This window comes from Citrobacter sp. CK194, assembly GCF_030333395.1.
GTDB classification, from domain to species: domain Bacteria; phylum Pseudomonadota; class Gammaproteobacteria; order Enterobacterales; family Enterobacteriaceae; genus Citrobacter_B; species Citrobacter_B koseri.
In genome coordinates, this window is the sequence record NZ_JAOWGA010000019.1 from 186,493 (window position 1) to 203,226 (window position 16,734).

Annotated in this window: 15 protein-coding genes and 6 tRNA genes; 12 read left to right on the plus strand and 9 right to left on the minus strand. The window is 53.4% G+C overall.

Annotated elements, in window-relative coordinates; genetic code table 11:
• Nucleotides 1–13: 13 nt before the first annotated feature.
• Both ligA and OGX80_RS17065 read left to right on the plus strand, forming a co-directional pair.
• Entirely contained in the window at nt 14–2,029 is a 2,016-nt protein-coding gene (gene ligA, locus OGX80_RS17060) for an NAD-dependent DNA ligase LigA (RefSeq protein WP_058667836.1), read from the plus strand.
• Between the two features lies 1 nt (nt 2,030).
• Nucleotides 2,031–2,249 (plus strand): DUF3820 family protein, encoded by a 219-nt coding sequence (locus tag OGX80_RS17065; protein ID WP_012131373.1) that lies wholly within the window; start codon nt 2,031–2,033, stop codon nt 2,247–2,249.
• On the opposite strand, the gene OGX80_RS17070 is transcribed toward OGX80_RS17065, so the two are convergent.
• Nucleotides 2,246–3,244, minus strand: coding sequence for a bile acid:sodium symporter family protein (locus tag OGX80_RS17070; protein ID WP_058667834.1), 999 nt, complete (start codon nt 3,242–3,244; stop codon nt 2,246–2,248). The genes OGX80_RS17065 and OGX80_RS17070 overlap by 4 nt on opposite strands.
• A gap of 89 nt (nt 3,245–3,333) precedes the next feature.
• On the opposite strand from OGX80_RS17070, the gene OGX80_RS17075 reads away from it, so the two are divergent.
• On the plus strand, nt 3,334–4,260 hold the full coding sequence (locus tag OGX80_RS17075; RefSeq protein WP_012131376.1) for a LysR family transcriptional regulator: 927 nt from the start codon (nt 3,334–3,336) through the stop codon (nt 4,258–4,260).
• Here the strand turns inward: OGX80_RS17075 and OGX80_RS17080 are convergent.
• Nucleotides 4,251–4,592, minus strand: coding sequence for a FlxA-like family protein (locus tag OGX80_RS17080; protein WP_024130136.1), 342 nt, complete (start codon nt 4,590–4,592; stop codon nt 4,251–4,253). The genes OGX80_RS17075 and OGX80_RS17080 overlap by 10 nt on opposite strands.
• A 235-nt stretch (nt 4,593–4,827) precedes the next feature.
• Between OGX80_RS17080 and xapA the strand changes: the two genes are divergently transcribed.
• From xapA to OGX80_RS17095, 3 genes are all read left to right on the plus strand, one after another.
• Nucleotides 4,828–5,661, plus strand: coding sequence for a xanthosine phosphorylase (gene xapA, locus OGX80_RS17085; protein WP_047462182.1), 834 nt, complete (start codon nt 4,828–4,830; stop codon nt 5,659–5,661).
• A 60-nt stretch (nt 5,662–5,721) separates the two neighbouring features.
• On the plus strand, nt 5,722–6,978 hold the full coding sequence (locus OGX80_RS17090; protein ID WP_115181313.1) for a nucleoside permease: 1,257 nt from the start codon (nt 5,722–5,724) through the stop codon (nt 6,976–6,978).
• A gap of 97 nt (nt 6,979–7,075) precedes the next feature.
• Nucleotides 7,076–7,960: a LysR family transcriptional regulator gene (locus OGX80_RS17095; protein ID WP_012131381.1), complete on the plus strand. Its 885-nt coding sequence runs from the start codon at nt 7,076–7,078 to the stop codon at nt 7,958–7,960.
• A gap of 128 nt (nt 7,961–8,088) precedes the next feature.
• On the opposite strand, the gene OGX80_RS17100 is transcribed toward OGX80_RS17095, so the two are convergent.
• The 4 genes from OGX80_RS17100 to OGX80_RS17115 form a co-directional block, all read right to left on the minus strand.
• Nucleotides 8,089–8,164 (minus strand) — tRNA-Lys (locus OGX80_RS17100).
• 4 nt (nt 8,165–8,168) lie between these two features.
• Nucleotides 8,169–8,244, minus strand: a tRNA-Val gene (locus tag OGX80_RS17105).
• 46 nt (nt 8,245–8,290) lie between these two features.
• Nucleotides 8,291–8,366, minus strand: a tRNA-Val gene (locus OGX80_RS17110).
• 44 nt (nt 8,367–8,410) lie between these two features.
• Nucleotides 8,411–8,486, minus strand: a tRNA-Val gene (locus tag OGX80_RS17115).
• A gap of 259 nt (nt 8,487–8,745) precedes the next feature.
• Between OGX80_RS17115 and gltX the strand changes: the two genes are divergently transcribed.
• Nucleotides 8,746–10,161, plus strand: coding sequence for a glutamate--tRNA ligase (gene gltX / locus OGX80_RS17120; protein ID WP_047462188.1), 1,416 nt, complete (start codon nt 8,746–8,748; stop codon nt 10,159–10,161).
• A 76-nt stretch (nt 10,162–10,237) separates the two neighbouring features.
• On the opposite strand, the gene OGX80_RS17125 is transcribed toward gltX, so the two are convergent.
• Both OGX80_RS17125 and OGX80_RS17130 read right to left on the minus strand, forming a co-directional pair.
• Entirely contained in the window at nt 10,238–10,627 is a 390-nt protein-coding gene (locus tag OGX80_RS17125) for a MerR family transcriptional regulator (protein ID WP_012131383.1), read from the minus strand.
• Nucleotide 10,628: 1 nt separating this feature from the next.
• The gene (locus tag OGX80_RS17130; RefSeq protein ID WP_012131384.1) at nt 10,629–10,991 is read right to left on the minus strand and encodes a YfeC-like transcriptional regulator; all 363 of its coding nucleotides are present in this window, start codon (nt 10,989–10,991) and stop codon (nt 10,629–10,631) included.
• Between the two features lie 221 nt (nt 10,992–11,212).
• Here OGX80_RS17130 and OGX80_RS17135 point away from each other — a divergent pair.
• The 3 genes from OGX80_RS17135 to OGX80_RS17145 all read left to right on the plus strand — a co-directional run bounded on the left by OGX80_RS17135 (nt 11,213) and on the right by OGX80_RS17145 (nt 13,812).
• A tRNA-Ala gene (locus OGX80_RS17135) sits at nt 11,213–11,288 on the plus strand.
• 39 nt (nt 11,289–11,327) lie between these two features.
• Nucleotides 11,328–11,403, plus strand: a tRNA-Ala gene (locus OGX80_RS17140).
• 210 nt (nt 11,404–11,613) lie between these two features.
• Nucleotides 11,614–13,812, plus strand: coding sequence for a bifunctional diguanylate cyclase/phosphodiesterase (locus tag OGX80_RS17145; RefSeq protein ID WP_112001790.1), 2,199 nt, complete (start codon nt 11,614–11,616; stop codon nt 13,810–13,812).
• Nucleotides 13,813–13,892: 80 nt separating this feature from the next.
• Here the strand turns inward: OGX80_RS17145 and nupC are convergent, their stop codons facing one another.
• Nucleotides 13,893–15,080 carry a nucleoside permease NupC gene (nupC, locus tag OGX80_RS17150; protein ID WP_012131386.1) on the minus strand — a complete coding sequence of 396 codons (1,188 nt, stop codon included), beginning with the start codon at nt 15,078–15,080 and terminating at the stop codon, nt 13,893–13,895.
• Nucleotides 15,081–15,355: 275 nt separating this feature from the next.
• On the opposite strand from nupC, the gene OGX80_RS22445 reads away from it, so the two are divergent.
• Nucleotides 15,356–15,445 (plus strand): hypothetical protein, encoded by a 90-nt coding sequence (locus tag OGX80_RS22445; protein ID WP_418222348.1) that lies wholly within the window; start codon nt 15,356–15,358, stop codon nt 15,443–15,445.
• A complete protein-coding gene (locus tag OGX80_RS17155; RefSeq protein ID WP_024130137.1) occupies nt 15,426–16,664 on the plus strand; it encodes an Nramp family divalent metal transporter in 1,239 nt (412 codons plus the stop codon). Before OGX80_RS22445 ends, OGX80_RS17155 begins: the two co-directional genes overlap by 20 nt.
• Nucleotides 16,665–16,734 lie beyond the last annotated feature (70 nt).

Genomic DNA, 16,734 nt, shown 5'->3' on the forward strand with positions numbered 1-16,734 from the left:
TTGATGGTGCGATATGGAATCAATCGAACAACAACTGACAGAACTGCGAACCACGCTTCGCCATCATGAGTATCTTTACCATGTGATGGATGCGCCGGAGATCCCGGACGCTGAGTATGACCGTCTGATGCGCGAACTTCGTGAGCTGGAAGCGCAGCATCCAGATTTAATTACGCCGGACTCCCCGAGCCAACGCGTCGGAGCGGCGCCGCTGGCGGCGTTCAGCCAGATTCGCCACGAAGTGCCCATGTTGTCGCTGGACAACGTGTTTGATGAAGAGAGTTTTCTGGCGTTTAACAAGCGCGTGCAGGATCGGCTAAAAAACAGCGATAAACTGACCTGGTGCTGCGAGCTGAAGCTGGACGGCCTGGCCGTCAGCATCCTGTATGAAAACGGCGTGCTGATCAGCGCGGCAACGCGTGGCGATGGAACGACCGGCGAGGACATCACCTCCAATGTGCGTACCATTCGCGCTATTCCGCTGAAGCTGCGTGGCGATAACATTCCGGCGCGTCTGGAGGTTCGTGGCGAAGTTTTCCTGCCGCAGGCCGGGTTTGAAAAAATTAATGAAGAGGCGCGCCGCACCGGTAATAAAGTGTTTGCCAACCCGCGTAACGCTGCGGCGGGGTCGTTGCGCCAGCTTGATCCGCGTATTACCGCGAAGCGACCGCTCACTTTCTTTTGCTACGGCGTCGGCATTCTGGAAGGTGGCGAACTGCCCGATACGCATCTGGGGCGCTTGCTGCAATTTAAAGCCTGGGGGCTTCCGGTAAGTGACCGGGTGACGCTGTGCGACTCTCCCGAAGCGGTGCTGGACTTCTACCACAAAGTGGAAGAAGACCGCCCGACGCTGGGTTTTGACATTGACGGCGTGGTGATTAAAGTCAACTCGATGGCGTTGCAGGAACAGCTTGGATTTGTCGCCCGCGCGCCGCGCTGGGCGGTGGCCTTTAAGTTCCCGGCGCAGGAGCAAATGACGTTTGTACGCGATGTAGAGTTCCAGGTGGGGCGGACTGGCGCGATCACGCCCGTCGCCCGTCTCGAACCGGTGCATGTTGCGGGTGTGCTGGTCAGCAACGCCACCTTGCACAACGCGGATGAAATTGAGCGTCTTGGCCTGCGCATCGGCGACAAAGTGGTGATTCGCCGCGCGGGGGATGTGATCCCGCAGGTGGTGAACGTGGTGCTTTCCGAACGCCCGGAAGAGACGCGCCCGGTCGAGTTCCCGACGCATTGCCCGGTGTGCGGTTCTGATGTTGAGCGCGTGGAAGGCGAAGCGGTCGCTCGCTGTACCGGCGGCTTGATCTGCGGCGCGCAGCGCAAAGAGTCGCTCAAGCACTTTGTTTCCCGCCGGGCAATGGACGTTGACGGCATGGGCGATAAAATTATCGACCAGCTTGTCGAGAAAGAGTATGTCCACACCCCGGCAGATCTGTTCCGTCTGACGGCAGGCAAACTGACGGGCCTGGATCGTATGGGGCCGAAATCGGCGCAGAATGTGGTGAATGCGCTGGAAAAAGCGAAAGAGACCACCTTCGCGCGATTCCTCTATGCGCTCGGTATCCGCGAAGTGGGCGAAGCCACGGCGGCAGGGTTGGCGGCGTACTTCGGTACGTTAGAGGCGCTGGAAGCGGCCTCTATCGACGAACTGCAAAAAGTGCCGGATGTCGGCATTGTGGTCGCTACGCACGTCTTTAACTTCTTTGCTGAAGAGAGTAACCGGGACGTGATCGGGCAGTTACTGGCGGAAGGCATTCACTGGCCTGCGCCGATCGTGGTTAATGCCGACGAAATCGACAGCCCGTTTGCCGGTAAAACGATCGTCCTGACGGGCAGCCTCAGCCTGATGTCGCGAGATGATGCGAAAGCGCGCCTCGTGGCGCTGGGGGCGAAAGTGGCGGGCAGCGTATCGAAAAAAACCGATCTGGTGATTGCGGGCGAAGCGGCGGGATCTAAGCTGGCGAAAGCGCAGGAACTGGGGATTGACGTGATCGACGAAGCAGAGATGCTCCGCTTACTGGGTGTCTGACATGGAAAAAGAGCAGCTGATTGAGATAGCCAACACGGTGATGCCGTTCGGCAAGTACAAAGGGCGTCGGCTCATTGATGTGCCGGAGGAGTATTTGCTGTGGTTTGCCCGTAAGGATGAATTTCCGGCGGGAAGACTGGGCGAGCTGATGCAAATCACGCTGCTGATTAAAACCGAGGGGCTGACGCAACTGGTGCAGCCCCTGAAACGACCTCTTTAAGCCTTCGCGGCGCGGCCTTCTTGCTGCGCCTGCAACTTATCGGTCTGGCGTTTGTAGCGACGCGCCAGCATCGCGCAGACCATCAACTGGATCTGATGGAAGATCATCAACGGCAGCACCATCATCCCAATCACTGAGGTGGGAAACAGGATATTGGCCATCGGGATGCCGTTCGCCAGACTCTTTTTCGACCCGCAGAAGACAATGGTTATCTCATCTGCTTTGCTGAATCCGAACCTGCGGGCGGCAAACACGTTAACGCCAATGACAATCGCCAGCAGCACAAGGCTGACGACGACAATAAACAACAACGAGCCCCATCCCACTTTGTGCCAGATACCGTTAACGACGGCTTCGCTGAATGCGGAATAGACGACCAGCAGAATGGAGGTCTGGTCCGTTTTTGCAATCCACTTTTTATGACGCGCGACCCAGTTGCCAATCCACGGACGCGACAGGTGCCCCAGCACAAACGGCAGCAGCAGTTGCAGCATGATTTTGCCGACCTGTTCCAGGCTGCCTTCCGCTCCGTGGATATTCATCACCAGGCCGACGAGCAGCGGCGAAAGAAAAATCCCCAGCAGGCTGGAGGCCGATGCCGAACAGACGGCCGCCGCGACGTTTCCTCCCGCCAGAGAGGTAAAGGCGATGGCAGACTGTACGGTCGCGGGCAAAATACACAGGTACAGGAAACCGGTATACAGCATGGGATCGACATTGACGGGCGCCCACCAGGCAAATAACACCCCGAGAACCGGAAACAGGATGAAGGTGCTGCACATTACCCACAGGTGCAGCCGCCAGTGGCTGCCGCCCGCGATAATGGCTTCGCGTGAGAGTTTTGCGCCATGCATAAAAAACAGCAGCGCAATCGCGGCGGTGGTTAAGCCTTCAAAAAACGGAACGAAATCCCCTTTGGCCGGAAAAAAGGAGGCCAGCAAAACGACGGTGATAAGCGTCAGCGTGAACGGATCAAGAATACGAAAAAGTTTCATAAAAACTCCTGAAAGTCGATGCAGGTATTTTGCTTTTTTCCGTTTGAGAAATAAAATTGATTTATTGCATCTATATATGAATTTAACAGATGAATTATTCTCTGCGTCAACTTCGTATCTTCGTCACCGTTGCTCAGGCTAAAAGCTTTAGTCGGGCAGGGGACGTCATTGGTCTGAGTCAGTCTGCGGTGAGCCACAGCGTAAAAGAGCTGGAACGGCAGACGGGAGTTAAGCTGTTGGATCGCACCACGCGAGAAGTGACGCTGACGGAAGCGGGTCAGCAGCTGGCGGGGCGTCTGGAACGTGTTCTCGATGAACTGCACAGTACTCTGCGGGAAGCCGGAAGAGTGGGAACGCAGTTAACCGGCACCGTGCGCGTGGCGGCCAGCCAGACGATTTCCGCGCATCTTATCCCGCAGTGTATCGCGCAGAGTAACCAGCTGTACCCGGAAATTGATTTTGTACTGCACGATCGTCCCCAGCAGTGGGTGCTGGAGAGCATTCGTCAGGGGGATGTGGATTTTGGCATTGTCATCGATCCCGGGGCTGTTTCGGATTTGCAATGTGAAGCCGTGCTGTCTGAACCCTTTTTGCTGTTGTGTCGCCAGGATAGTCCGTTAGCGCAGCGGGAGTGGGTTAACTGGCAGGATCTTAAACATGAGCGGCTGGTATTACAGGATTACGCCTCCGGCAGCCGCCCGTTGATTGACGCGGCTTTCGCGCATTTTGCCATTGATGCCACGATCGTGCAGGAGATTGGGCATCCCGCAACGCTGTTTCCGATGGTGGAGGCGGGGATTGGCATCAGCGTGTTGCCCGCGCTGGCGTTGCCGCTGCCTCAGGGAAGTCATTTGCAGGTGAAACGGTTGACGCCCGTCGTCGAAAGGCAGTTGATGCTGGCGAGACGCAAGAACCGGTCGCTCTCTACGGCGGCTCAGGCGCTGTGGGACGTCGTGCGCATGCAGGCCAGTGAACTTACCGCTGGCCGTGCACGCGATCCGTTGTATCAGATATAAACATCAATTTGGTGATCGTCGGAAGGCGCGTTGACACCTTCGGCCCTGAGTTGTTTCTGCTCCTGCTTCTGCTGCGTTTCTTCTGCCTGCTGGCGCTGTAATTGCGCCAGCTGCGCCTGCAACATTTTAATTTGCGTCTGTATCAGTTCCTGCTGCTTTTGTTTCTCTTCTGTGCTGCCACTGCCGTCAGCAACCTCTTTGAGCTGCTGTGTAAGCTTTGTAATTTGCTGCGTGATGCGTGAGATTTGCGCAGACAGATCGTTACCGGTAGCGGCTTTGCTGCCCGTGCTGCCGCTCTGAACGGCGGAGACTGAGGTGTTGATCGTCGTCATTACCATTTCCTCTTGCCTTAAAACGTTAATATCGGCAGAGGTGAACAGACCTTCAGCAGTCCCTGCCATTTCTGGTGGGTAAATCAGGCAAAGTCTGACCATTTTATTTTACGTATCAATATACATTTTATATCGATCGTCCGGGAAAACGGTATTGGTAATCGGTTGGTTACTCTCGTTATAACAACGATGTACCCAACGTATTTATCGATTATTCCGTTTTTAAGGACCTCTTATGACCCACACCCTTTTTTCGCAAAATCCCTGGTACAGCGCTGACATCATTCGCGCGCACAAGCCTGATTTTACCCCGCGTGTTGCTTTCATCCTTGGCTCCGGTCTGGGAGCGCTGGCGGAGCAAATTGAAGACGCGGTGGCAATTTCTTATGCGCGTTTGCCTGGTTTTCCGGTCAGTACCGTTCACGGGCATGCGGGGGAACTGGTGCTGGGGAATCTGGCTGGAGTCCCGGTGGCATGTATGAAAGGCCGTGGGCACTTTTACGAAGGTCGCGGCATGACGATCATGACTGACGCGATCCGTACCCTGAAACTGCTGGGCTGTGAACTGCTGTTTTGCACTAACGCCGCCGGCTCTCTGCGCCCGGAAGTCGGGCCAGGCAGCCTGGTCGCGTTGAGCGATCATATCAATACGATGCCGGGCACGCCGATGGTGGGGATGAACGACGAACGCTTTGGCGATCGCTTCTTCTCGCTGGCCAATGCCTACGATGCGGATTACCGCGCCATTCTCCAGCGCGTTGCAGGGGAAGAGGGCTTCACGCTTCACGAAGGGGTGTTTGTCTCTTATCCGGGGCCGAACTTTGAGACGGCAGCGGAAATTCGCATGATGCAGATCATCGGTGGCGACGTGGTGGGAATGTCGGTCGTCCCGGAGGTGATTAGCGCGCGCCATTGCGGACTAAAGGTGGTGGCCGTATCCGCGATCACCAATCTGGCGGAAGGGCTGGGTGATGTGAAACTGTCCCATGCGCAAACGCTGGCGGCGGCTGAGCTTTCCCGGCAGAACTTCATCAATCTGATTTGCGGCTTCTTACGCCAACTGGCTTAAAACACAAAATAATAATGGCCCTGCTTGCAGGGCCGTACTTTACGGCAAGGAACGAAAAAAATGGGTATTACGTCCCGCTTAAAAGTCATGTCGTTTTTACAATATTTTATCTGGGGAAGCTGGCTGGTGACCCTGGGTTCTTACATGATTAACACCTTACATTTTACTGGCGCTAACGTTGGAATGATCTACAGCTCAAAAGGGCTGGCGGCGATTATTATGCCGGGCATTATGGGGATCGTCGCCGATAAATGGCTGCGTGCCGAGCGTGCATATATGCTCTGCCATCTGGTGTGCGCCGGCGCGTTGTTGTATGCCACGACCGTGACCGACCCGGATGCGATGTTCTGGATAATGTTAATTAATGCAATGGCCTATATGCCGACTATTGCCTTATCCAACAGCGTTTCTTACGCCTGCCTGGCGCAGTCCGGCCAGGACCCGGTTACTGCATTCCCGCCCGTTCGCGTCTTTGGCACCGTGGGCTTTATTATCGCTATGTGGACGGTCAGCCTGATGGGGCTGGAGCTAAGCAGCGCGCAGCTGTACATTGCCGCTGGCGCTTCGCTGTTACTGGCGCTGTATGCCTTTACGCTACCGAAAATTCCGGTGGCGAAGAAGAATACGTCCGCCACGCTTGCCAGCAAACTGGGGCTGGATGCGTTTGTCTTATTCAAAAATCCGCGAATGGCGATTTTCTTTTTGTTTGCGATGATGTTAGGGGCTGTGCTGCAAATTACGAATGTTTTCGGTAATCCCTTCCTGCACGATTTTGCCCGCAATCCGGCGTTTGCTGACAGCGTTGTGGTGAAATATCCCTCCATCCTGCTGTCTGTTTCCCAAATGGCTGAGGTGGGTTTCATTCTGACTATCCCGTTCTTTCTGAAACGCTTTGGCATTAAAACCGTGATGCTGATGAGTATGCTGGCATGGACGCTGCGCTTTGGCTTTTTTGCGTTTGGCGATCCATCCCCGTTTGGCGTTGTGCTGCTGCTGATGTCGATGATTGTTTACGGTTGCGCTTTCGACTTTTTCAATATTTCAGGATCGGTATTTGTTGAGCAGGAAGTCAGTTCGACGATCCGCGCCAGTGCGCAGGGGCTGTTTATGACTATGGTCAATGGCGTAGGCGCCTGGGTCGGGTCAATTTTGAGTGGTATCGCCGTGGACTACTTCTCGGTGGAAGGCGTGAAAGACTGGCAGACCATCTGGCTGGTATTCGCCGCTTATGCGCTGGCGCTGGCAGTGATTTTTGCGCTGTTTTTCAAATATGAACACGAGCCAGAAAAATGGCTGGCGAAACCACTGGCGCACTAACGGCTGAAACGGCGGGGTGCCTGCCCGCCGTTTCAACGTCCCTGAGACAAATGTGCTAACGTTGCGCATTATTCCTTATCTGTGGAGCGCAATAATCATGGAACGCGTACATCGTATAGACCTTAAATTATTGCGCTATTTTCTCGCTGTTGCTGAGGAGCTGCATTTTGGCCGGGCGGCGGCGCGTCTGAATATGTCTCAGCCTCCTCTGAGTATTCATGTCAAAGAGCTGGAAAATCAGCTTGGCACGCCGTTGTTTGTTCGCCATTCCCGCAGCGTGGCGTTAACGCATGCGGGGAAAATTCTCATGGAAGAGTCGCGGCGTTTGTTGTTCAGCGCGAATCAGGCATTTGCGCGCGTGGAACAGATCGGACGCGGTGAAGCAGGGCGCATTGAACTGGGCGTTGTGGGCACGGCGATGTGGGGGAAAATGCGTCCTGTGATGCGCCGTTTTTTGAAAGAGAACCCCAATGTCGAGGTGTTATTTCGCGAAAAAATGCCTGCGATGCAGATGGCGTTACTGGAGCGACGCGAGCTGGATGCTGGCATCTGGCGGATGGCGATCGAACCGACGGAGGGATTTACCAGTCTGCGCTTACATGAATCCGCATTTCTGGTGGCGATGCCGGAAGATCACCCTCTGGCTTGCTGCCCGGCGATCCCTCTTGATGCGTTACGCAACGAATATTTCGTTACCATGCCTTCGATTCATACCGATTGGGCATTTTTGCAACGTGTTTGTCAGAAGGCCGGATTTACGCCGATGATAGTGCGTGAAGTTATGGAGCCGCAAACGGTGCTGGCGATGATCAGCATGGGGATTGGTATTACGTTAATCGCAGACAGTTATGCGCAGATGAACTGGCCGGGCGTGGTGTTTCGCCCTCTGGAAGAACGTATTCCGGCAGATTTGTATATTGTTTACGAGCCGCAGCAGGCAACACCGGCATTAACGAAGTTGATTGATGCGCTGATTCGTTGAGCATTGCCGGATGGCGGCGCAAGCGCCTTATCCGGCCTACAAGACCCGTAGGCCTGATAAGCGAAGCGTCATCAGGCATATAAATATTGCGCATAGCAAAAAGGCGCCTTTAGGGCGCCTTTTTACATTGGTGGGTCGTGCAGGATTCGAACCTGCGACCAATTGATTAAAAGTCAACTGCTCTACCAACTGAGCTAACGACCCGAAGTGGTGGGTGATGACGGGATCGAACCGCCGACCCCCTCCTTGTAAGGGAGGTGCTCTCCCAGCTGAGCTAATCACCCACTTCGGTACTTCATTTTACTGCAAGAAATCCAGCTGGCGAGAAAGTGGTGGGTGATGACGGGATCGAACCGCCGACCCCCTCCTTGTAAGGGAGGTGCTCTCCCAGCTGAGCTAATCACCCACTTCTCAATTTCTTGCTACACGGCGGAGACTACATAAAGTAGTTGGTGGGTGATGACGGGATCGAACCGCCGACCCCCTCCTTGTAAGGGAGGTGCTCTCCCAGCTGAGCTAATCACCCCCGCTGTGTGGAGTCGCATTATAGGGAGAGTTGAAAATGAGTCAACGCATTTTCTAAAGAAATTGTCCGTTCGTCGTAAATTTAAACAAAACGATCGCGAATTACTCCGTTCAGCATGATTTGTATACGAAAATCGCAAAGCGTGATGTTCCAACCCGAACAACATTGAGGAATCAGACCACGGTGATAGAATACCAGCCTGATAATCTTTCCCGGATTTGCCGGTTGTCGGCATCTTTAATAAACGTAAGGCCATTTCATGAAAATCAAAACTCGCTTCGCGCCAAGCCCGACAGGCTATCTGCACGTCGGCGGCGCGCGTACTGCTCTTTACTCCTGGCTTTTTGCACGTAACCACGGCGGTGAGTTTGTGCTGCGTATTGAAGACACCGATCTCGAACGCTCCACGCCGGAAGCTATTGAAGCCATTATGGATGGTATGAACTGGCTGAGCCTGGAATGGGATGAAGGCCCGTATTTCCAGACCAAACGTTTTGATCGTTACAACGCAGTGATTGATGAGATGCTGGAAGCGGGTACGGCATATAAATGCTACTGCTCCAAAGAGCGTCTGGAAGCGCTGCGCGAAGAACAAATGGCGAAAGGCGAGAAGCCGCGTTACGACGGCCGCTGCCGTCATGGTCACGAACATCATTCTGACGATGAGCCTTGCGTTGTGCGTTTTGCCAACCCGCAGGACGGCTCCGTTATTTTTGACGACCAGATCCGTGGGCCGATCGAATTCAGCAACCAGGAGCTGGACGATCTGATCATTCGTCGTACCGACGGTTCCCCGACCTATAACTTCTGCGTGGTTGTGGATGACTGGGATATGGAAATCACCCATGTGATTCGTGGCGAAGACCATATCAACAACACGCCGCGCCAGATTAACATCCTGAAAGCGCTGAACGCGCCGGTTCCGGTGTACGCGCACGTTTCCATGATCAACGGCGACGACGGAAAAAAACTGTCCAAGCGTCATGGCGCGGTCAGCGTGATGCAGTATCGTGACGACGGCTACCTGCCGGAAGCGCTGCTGAACTACCTGGTGCGTCTGGGCTGGTCCAGCGGCGATCAGGAGATCTTCACCCGTGAAGAGATGATCAAGCTGTTCTCGTTGAATGCCGTGAGCAAATCCGCCAGTGCGTTCAACACTGACAAACTGCTGTGGCTGAACCATCACTACATCAATTCTCTGGCGCCGGAATATGTGGCAACGCACCTGCAATGGCACATTGAGCAGGAGAATATCGATACCCGTAACGGCCCGCAGCTGGCTGAACTGGTGAAACTGCTGGGCGAACGCTGCAAAACACTGAAAGAGATGGCGCAAAGCTGCCGCTATTTCTATGAGGACTTTGCTGAGTTCGACGCAGATGCGGCGAAAAAACACCTGCGCCCGGTCGCGCGTCAGCCGCTGGAAGTGGTGCGTGATAAGCTGGCGGCCATCACAGAGTGGAGTGCAGAAAACGTACACCATGCAATTCAGGCGACAGCCGATGAGCTGGAAGTGGGGATGGGTAAAGTCGGTATGCCGCTGCGCGTTGCCGTCACTGGCGCAGGCCAGTCTCCGGCGCTGGACGTCACGGTGCATGCGATTGGTAAATCCCGCAGCATTGAGCGCATCAATAAAGCGCTGGCTTTTATCGCGGAACGTGAAAATCAGCAGTAAGGTGTATTAACCGTAGGCCGGATGGGGGTTGCGCCGCCATCCGGCCTGTTGCCCGATGGCGCTGCGCTTATTGGGTCTACGATTCATCAAGGCCCAAACGGGCGAGAAAACCGCGTATGCCTTCTCGCGACAGAAACTGCGCCAGCTTTTCCTGCTCTTTGGACGACATGTTTTCCACGGCATCAATAATCTGGCGATAGGCGTGGCTGCGCACAACGTGGCTGTATTCGGCAAGCGGCTCCTCCGCCTGATAAAACGCAGAATGGTTGCGGAAGGCAGGGATGTTAAGAATAAATTCCTGTACGCGAGCATCAATGTGAATGAGCCTTGCCCGACCGCCTTTTACGCCCGGAAACTTTTCAGTTTCCCATCCTTGTTCTCTGATCCACCGATTAACGGTTTGTCTGGCGACGCCAAGGCACTCCGCCAACTCTTCGGTCGTCATTTTGCTGCGTAATTTTTTCATATTATTTGCTATCGCGAATCCCTAAGCGTTGTAACAAACCGGTAATCCCTTCACGCAAAAGCAAAGACGTAAAGTGCTTCTGTTCAGATGGCGTCATCTCTTTGGCCAGCGTGACCAGCAGCGATTCAAGAGAGGTATCGCTGGTTAACGAAAAGGATTCCGATGCTCCCTCCGCAGAACGCTCGGCGCTGCGGATATATTCGCGAACCTGCTCATTAACGTGTACCAGCCGGGCTTTTCCTCCCTGTACGCCTGGTTTGGGCGACGTCGTCCAGCCTTCCTTGCGCACCCATTTATTGATGGTTTGTCGGCTGTAACCGGTCAGATTAGCGAGTTCTTCTGGCGTCATCCGTTCCTTGAACATAACGATTCCCTGAATAGTCGTATGGTTAATTAGCGGTTCACTTTATAGCATCATTTTAGTTGAAACCGTGACGCGTTTAACTACTAAATGCGAGTTGTTACGCAATGTTCTTCATTTGCCTGCTTTTTCAGCGATTGAATTTGCCGGTGGCATTTTGCCGTTGACACATGCGAAGGGAATTCATATGATGCCGCCCGTCAACTCGACAAGCTTTACGTGACGGGGCTATAGCTCAGCTGGGAGAGCGCTTGCATGGCATGCAAGAGGTCAGCGGTTCGATCCCGCTTAGCTCCACCAAATTTGAATCCCAACAAATCTGGTACGTAAAAGCATCGTGGGGCTATAGCTCAGCTGGGAGAGCGCTTGCATGGCATGCAAGAGGTCAGCGGTTCGATCCCGCTTAGCTCCACCAAAATTTGAACCCTCGCTGAAAAGCGGGGGTTTTTTGTATCTGCGTTCCCGCCATTTTTGTAATACAGTTTCAGTAAGCGTCAATACCTTTGTATCAAATGAAAGAACGTGTAAGAGCGCCTGATATCAGGCCTGTGCAGGTTTGCTTCGCGTCACGAATAAACTTATTATTTGTGTGCCTTATAGCGTGACTGATGAGAACAGGGAATCTATGCAGGATAAGCATAACTTACTAAAAAATATAAGAATATTTATCGTTTCTTTGACGTTATCCATTGTCGGCATACAGTTCTCCCGCTCTATTTCTCCGCTCGCCGTTGTCGATGACAGCTCTATTTTCCTGGCCTGGCTGCCGCTATGCGTCATGTTTTCCGTGCTGTTCTTATTTGGCCGACGCGGTATTGTCCCTATCATTTTAGCGATGATGGCGACCAATCACTGGAACCTTCATCTCCCGTTAATGCAGGCAGCGGTGCTGTTATTTTGTCAGACCTTTTCCGTATTGGGCATTTGCGGGATTGTCCGCTGGCAAGTGGGGGCGCGCTGGCGTCATGGATTGCCTGACAGGAATATCTGGTTGCGTATCTTCTGGCTCGGGTTTGTCGCGCCGGCGGGCATCAAAGCCAGCATGTATCTCGCGGGGCATTGTCTGGACTACCCTGTTGCGATATCAACATTCTTTGGTACAGCAACCATTATTTATACCATCGTGGATATTCTGAGCCTGATTTCAGCGGTCCTGATTTTCACTATGCTCTTTTATTATCCTTTGCGGATGATAATCAACCCGCGCTATTGCCGCATTTTCTGGCGCAGGGACATTGCGCCGTATCTGGTCAAAGAGAAGCGTCTGTTTACCCTGACCTGGATCTCCGTCGTCGTGGCGCTGATCGTTCTGATGTGCGCGCCTTTTGATGCCGACTATATTGCCGGTTATCTGGTGCCCGTCTTTTTTATTGTTTTTACGCTCGGCGTGGGCAAGCTGAGTTATCCGCTGCTGAACCTCAGCTGGGCCATCTCTGCGCTGTGCCTGCTGGTGTATAACCGGAATTTCTTGCAGGGCGTCGGCTCTGAATATTCACTGGCCTTTATCCTCTCTGTTCTCATCTCCTTTAGTATTTGCTTGCTGTATATGGTGTGTATTTATCAACGCAGCGAATGGTTGAACCGACAGTGGCATGGTCAGGCGTTAACCGATCCGTTGACGCGCCTTCCTAACATTCGCGCGCTGGAGCAATTTTTGTTGCAGGGAACAGGACAAACGGTGTGCTGCCTGCGGATGGAAAACCTGGAATTTTTGAGTCGACATTACGGCATGCTGATGCGCGTTCATTGCAAACGCTCGGTGTGTCGAATGCTGCAACCGTTCCTGCAAGAAAACGAGAGCGTATTTCAGGTGCCAGGCAGCGAATTGTTGTTAGTGCTTCGCGGCCCTGAGACGGAAGCCCGCCTGCAACATATGGTTAATCTCCTCAATAGTCGCAAAATTTACTGGAACAATACCGGGCTGGACATGGAATACGGCGCCGCGTGGGGCGCTTACGACGGCAGACAGGAGACGCTGCAACCCCTGCTGGGGCAGCTTAGCTGGTTGTCGGAGCAATCCTGCGCGAACCACCGGGTTATGGCGCTGACCCAAAGTCTTGAGGCGGTCTCCGATCAGACGACGGAACGGGTATTACTGCTGCAAAAGGTTCGCAAGGCGCTGGAAAACGGCGATCTGGTTTTGTACGCGCAACCGATTCTCAACGCGCAGGGGAAAGGGTATGCGGAGGTTCTGGCGCGACTGAAAAGTGATGACGGCATTATGACGCCGGATCAGTTTATTCCACTGATTGCCCAATTTAACCTCAGCGCCCGCTTTGATTTACAGGTTGTGGAAGCCCTGCTGCGATGGATAGCCACCCATCCGACGACAGCGCCGGGCGCCCGTTTCTCGGTCAATTTAATGCCGTTGACGTTACTGAATAAAGAGAGCGCATCACGCATTATCGGCCTGTTCAGGCGTTATGGTATTACGCCTGAAAGCGTGATCATCGAAATCACCGAAGAGCAGGCGTTTTCCAATTCTGAAATCAGCACGCAGAATATTGCGCAACTGCGGAATTTCGGTTTCAGGATAGCCATTGATGATTTTGGTACGGGATACGCGAACTATGAACGTCTTAAACGCCTGCGGGCAGACATCATCAAGATTGATGGTTGCTTCATAAAAGACATTATGACGGACTCTCTGGATGCGATGATCGTGAAATCAATTACCGATCTCGCGAAAGCGAAATCCTTATGCGTGGTTGCCGAATTTGTCGAGACGCCGGAGCAGCGGGAATTACTCTTAAGCCTGGGCGTGAACTATCTGCAAGGTTATCTGATTGGGCGACCGCGCCCGCTGGAAGCGCCACAGCTATAAAAAAACCGGGGAACATGTCCCCGGTTGCGCGTCGTAAGGCCAGATGAAGGCGTTTGCGCCGCCGCCTGGTGATACCGTAATTACAGCACCAGCGCTGCGATAGACGCAGACAGTACGCTCACCAGCGTTGAGCCGTACACCAGTTTCAGACCAAAACGTGAAACCACGTTGCCTTGCTCTTCGTTCAGACCTTTAATCGCGCCTGCGATAATCCCGATGGAAGAGAAGTTAGCGAAGGAGACCAGGAATACAGAGATGATGCCTTCCGCGCGCGGAGAGAGCGTAGAGGCGATTTTCTGTAGATCCATCATGGCGACGAATTCGTTAGATACCAGTTTGGTCGCCATGATACTGCCTACCTGAAGCGCTTCATTCGCCGGAACCCCCATGACCCAGGCCACCGGGTAGAAGATGTAACCCAGAATGCCCTGGAAGGAGATGCCCAGAACGGCCGCGAACAGGGCGTTCAGCGCCGCGATCAGGGCGATAAAGCCAATCAGCATCGCCGCAACGATAATCGCGACCTTAAAGCCTGCCAGAATGTATTCGCCCAGCATTTCGAAGAAGCTCTGACCTTCGTGCAGGTTAGACATCTGAATATTTTCTTCGCTGGCTTCGACGCGATACGGGTTGATCACTGACAGAACGATAAAGGTGCTGAACATGTTCAGAACCAGCGCCGCAACGACATATTTCGGCTCCAGCATGGTCATGTACGCGCCCACGATAGACATGGATACGGTAGACATTGCCGTTGCCGCCATCGTGTACATACGATTGCGGGACATTTTGCCGAGGATGTCTTTATACGCGATAAAGTTCTCAGACTGGCCCAGAATCAGGGAGCTGACGGCGTTAAATGATTCCAGTTTACCCATCCCGTTGACTTTGGATAAGAGGAAACCAATCGCGCGAATCACAACCGGCAGAACGCGGATGTGCTGAAGAATACCGATCAGCGCGGAAATAAAGACGATGGGGCAAAGGACTTTCAGGAAGAAGAAGGCCAGGCCCTGATCGTTCATGCTGCCGAAAACGAAGTTGGTCCCTTCGTTGGCAAAACCGAGCAGTTTTTCAAACATCTCGGAGAAACCTTTCACGAAGCCCAGGCCAACGTTTGAGTTCAGGAAGAACCAGGCCAGTAAAACTTCGATAACAAGCAGCTGAATGACGTAACGAATGCGAATTTTTTTACGGTCATGGCTTACCAGCAGTGCGAGTACCGCAACAACAGCGAGGGCCAGGACAAAATGAAGGACGCGGTCCATATTTGCTCCAAATATGAGGCAGGTTTAATTTCCGTGCACATTCTATGCAACAACAATAAAGAAAACGAGATCAAACACACACTATAATAAGGAGCTGTGATGAGATTCAAAATTAGTGATCTGGAATACGTTTCTGTTATGTTTAGTATGGAAGTGAAAAGTTATGTCATTGTGCTAATCTCATACAATTAACAAACAACCTGGTTTTGTTTTTCGACCCTCCCTTGCTGGCCCATAGCCTGGCGCTATCAGAGATATCAACGTTACCCATTAAAATGCACTTGATAATCATTCTCAATAAACATAGCATAAAACATAGCAAAGGCTATGTTTCTGAGGCAAAAGATGACAAACGATCGCGTTGAAAGCAGTAGTGGACGAGCGGCGCGCAAGTTAAGGCTCGCATTGATGGGCCCGGCGTTCATCGCCGCGATCGGATACATCGATCCCGGTAACTTTGCGACCAATATTCAGGCCGGAGCCAGCTTTGGCTATAAATTGCTGTGGGTGGTTGTCTGGGCGAACCTGATGGCGATGCTCATCCAGGTTCTGTCGGCCAAACTGGGGATTGCGACAAGCAAAAACCTGGCGGAGCAAATTCGCGATCATTACCCGCGCCCTGTCGTCTGGTTCTATTGGGTTCAGGCGGAAATCATCGCGATGGCCACCGACTTAGCGGAATTTATCGGGGCAGCGATCGGCTTTAAGCTCATTCTCGGTATCTCCCTGTTGCAGGGGGCGGTGCTGACGGGTATCGCCACATTCCTGATTCTGATGTTGCAGCGTCGTGGGCAAAAACCGCTGGAAAAAGTGATTGGCGGATTACTGCTGTTTGTGGCCGCAGCCTATATTGTGGAACTGATTTTTTCGCAGCCAAGCCTGGCGCAGCTGAGCAAAGGGATGATCATCCCCAGCCTGCCGAACTCTGAGGCGGTATTTCTGGCCGCCGGGGTGCTGGGCGCGACCATCATGCCCCACGTTATCTATCTGCACTCTTCTTTAACGCAGCATCTGCACGGCGGCTCCCGGCAGCAGCGCTATGCCGCCACCAAATGGGATGTGGCGATAGCGATGACGATTGCAGGGTTCGTGAACCTGGCGATGATGGCGACCGCTGCCGCCGCGTTCCATTTTAGCGGGCATACCGGTATTGCCGATCTTGATCAGGCGTATCTGACGCTGGAACCGCTGCTTAGCCACGCTGCGGCGACGGTGTTCGGCCTGAGCCTGGTTGCGGCGGGGCTCTCTTCCACCGTGGTCGGTACGCTGGCGGGGCAGGTTGTGATGCAGGGATTTGTTCGCTTTCATATTCCGCTGTGGGTACGCCGCACCATCACGATGATGCCGTCGTTTATCGTTATTCTTATGGGGCTCGATCCAACCCGAATCCTGGTGATGAGCCAGGTCCTGCTGAGTTTCGGCATTGCGCTGGCGCTGGTGCCGTTATTGATTTTTACCAGCGATCGCACATTGATGGGCGATCTGGTGAATACCCAATGGGTCAAGTACATCGGCTGGATGATTGTGGTGCTGGTGGTGGCGCTGAATATCTGGTTGCTGGTAGGAACCGCGCTGGGGTTGTGATTTAAAGACCGTATAGCCAGGGAAGTTAAGAGAAATGGTTGAATCGGTATTGCTGATAAAAACACAATTC